Origin of the sequence: Cupriavidus basilensis, from assembly GCF_029335485.1 — a bacterium.
Taxonomy (GTDB): Bacteria; Pseudomonadota; Gammaproteobacteria; order Burkholderiales; family Burkholderiaceae; genus Cupriavidus; species Cupriavidus basilensis_E.
Genome location: NZ_JARJLM010000245.1, coordinates 1 through 1978 on the forward strand (window position 1 = coordinate 1; position 1978 = coordinate 1978).

Genomic DNA, 1978 nt, shown 5'->3' on the forward strand with positions numbered 1-1978 from the left:
CGATCGCGTAAGTTCAACCCACCCGGAAATGCTCCGCCGACTGCCCCGCGTTGACGGCCCGCTGCAACCAGGCCGGCATCTCGCCCTGCCCGTCCCACATGAGCCCCTCGGCATTGCGATAGCAGACCGGCACAGACGGCGGTGGCGGGGGGCGGCGGATCAAAGCTGTCATCGGGGTGATCGTGCTTTCGCTGCTGATTGACACGGTTTCAGCAAGTAAACCGCTCTGTATCAACGAGTTGTGCAAAGAGCTTTTCGTGGAAAAGTCGTTGTGTGCAAATTGTTGATTTCAAAGAGAATTTCGAGCGCCGGCGTATCATTTTGCAGCGAAAGCACGATCACCCCGCCTTGCTCCACTTCAGGAACTCGTCTGCTGCCCCAGCGAAGTCGCTGGCGTTGACCTTGCGCAGGAGCATCGACAGGTTGCCGTTGGCCGGCGTCACAAGCCCGTCCTTCGCCCCTTCGCGCCTTGACCCCTTTGGGTACGACATGCAGAAAAATATACCGTATAGATGCCCAAATGCCGCATAAAAGTGCATCATCAAACATATTACGTGTTGTCGCGTGACAATTAATGTGAGCACATAGGCGCTTTATCTGATTGATGGATTGCCGCTCGATGGGTGCTAAGCACAACTGTGCAGCAACTTGCTGCACAATTTCCCACTCGTTAAAACGAGCCAGCTTCTCCTCGCCGGGACAGCGGCCCCTGTCTGTCAGACATCACAACGTTTCGCTTCGCCCTCGCGGTCAAACGTACGCCCCGGCTTCGGCCCCGATCGAGCAGTCGGTCCTTCACATTCCTACTCATCTGAGGCAAGCTCGGCTTCGATCTGTGCGATCGACGGCAGATCCGTCGTCAAGGGCGGCGGAATCTCACGTAGCAACTGGTATTCGGCGACACCCATCGGTTTCGCCATGCCACGCAACGCGTACTCTGCGACTAGACGGTTATTCTCTTTGCAAAGTAGGAGTCCAATCGACGGCCGATCGTCGGCTGCCTTAAGTTGCGTGTCGATCGCGGATAAGTAGAAATTGAGCTGCCCGGCATACTCAGGCTTGAAGGGCGTAGTTTTCAGTTCGACCACCACGTAGCAGCGCAGCTTAAGGTGGTAGAACAGCAGGTCAATGAAAAACTCGTCGCCGCCCACTTCCAGGCGGTACTGACGGCCAACAAAGGCAAAGCCGGCCCCGAGTTCCAGCAGAAAACGCGTGATATGCTGGGTCAGGGCACGCTCGATGTCCCGTTCTTGGGCATCTTCCGCCAAGCCCAGGAAGTCAAAGATGTAGGGATCCTTAAGCGCGTCGCGGGCCAGGTCCGAGTGGGCCGGCGGCAACCGGTCCGCAAAATTGCTGACCGCGCAGCCTTGCCGCTCGTGCAGGCGAGTTTCGATCTGCATCACAAGGATATTGCGCGACCAGCCGTGCTCGGCGGCCTGGCTGGCATACCATTCGCGCAATTCGTTCGATTTCAGTTTGTCCAGCAGTGTGCAAAGGTGGAACCAGGGCAATTGTGCAGCAGCCTGCTGCACAAATTCGCCGCTCGGCCAAGCCTCGGCCAGCGCGCGCATGTATTTGAGGTTGCGCGGCGAGAATCCCTTCATGTCCGGAAATGTCGCTCGCAGATCGCGCGCAAGCCGGTCTATCACCCTAGCACCCCACCCCTGCTGCTGCTGCCGTTGAAGGATGTCGCGTCCGATCTGCCAATAGAGCATCACCAGTTCTCGGTTGACAGAGAGGACGGCACGCTGACGTGCCTGCTCCACCCGCTTTTTCAGATCGGCGAGCCAAGCGGTGTAGTCGGGGGAAGGGAGCGTTGCGTCCGGCATTCGGTTTCGTTTCGGATTACGGGCCGGCAGCGCCGGTCTCCTCTCATTATCCGGGTTGGTCAGTTGGCGAGCAATGCAAGGCCCCAGACCGTCCCATGGGACGACGTCGCCGCGTGAGTCCTACCCGACGCGGAAATGTTCCACGGTCT

At 58.4% G+C, this 1978-nt stretch carries 2 protein-coding genes and 1 pseudogene; all 3 read right to left on the minus strand.

Features of this window, described 5'->3' with window-relative positions:
• Positions 1-13 precede the first annotated feature (13 nt).
• A pseudogene (locus P3W85_RS14135) lies at positions 14-151 on the minus strand (H-NS family nucleoid-associated regulatory protein); the annotation flags it as partial.
• Between the two features lie 187 nt (positions 152-338).
• Positions 339-491: a hypothetical protein gene (locus tag P3W85_RS14140; RefSeq protein ID WP_276265241.1), complete on the minus strand. Its 153-nt coding sequence runs from the start codon at positions 489-491 to the stop codon at positions 339-341.
• A 312-nt stretch (positions 492-803) separates the two neighbouring features.
• Positions 804-1829, minus strand: a complete 1026-nt coding sequence (locus P3W85_RS14145; RefSeq protein WP_276265242.1) for a PDDEXK nuclease domain-containing protein — start codon at positions 1827-1829, stop codon at positions 804-806.
• Positions 1830-1978 lie beyond the last annotated feature (149 nt).

Coding starts and splice junctions, on each gene's coding strand:
- P3W85_RS14145 (WP_276265242.1), bottom strand. CDS start 1,829: ATGCCGGACGCAACGCTCCCTTCCCCCGACTACACCGCTTGGCTCGCC.
- P3W85_RS14140 (WP_276265241.1), bottom strand. CDS start 491: ATGTCGTACCCAAAGGGGTCAAGGCGCGAAGGGGCGAAGGACGGGCTT.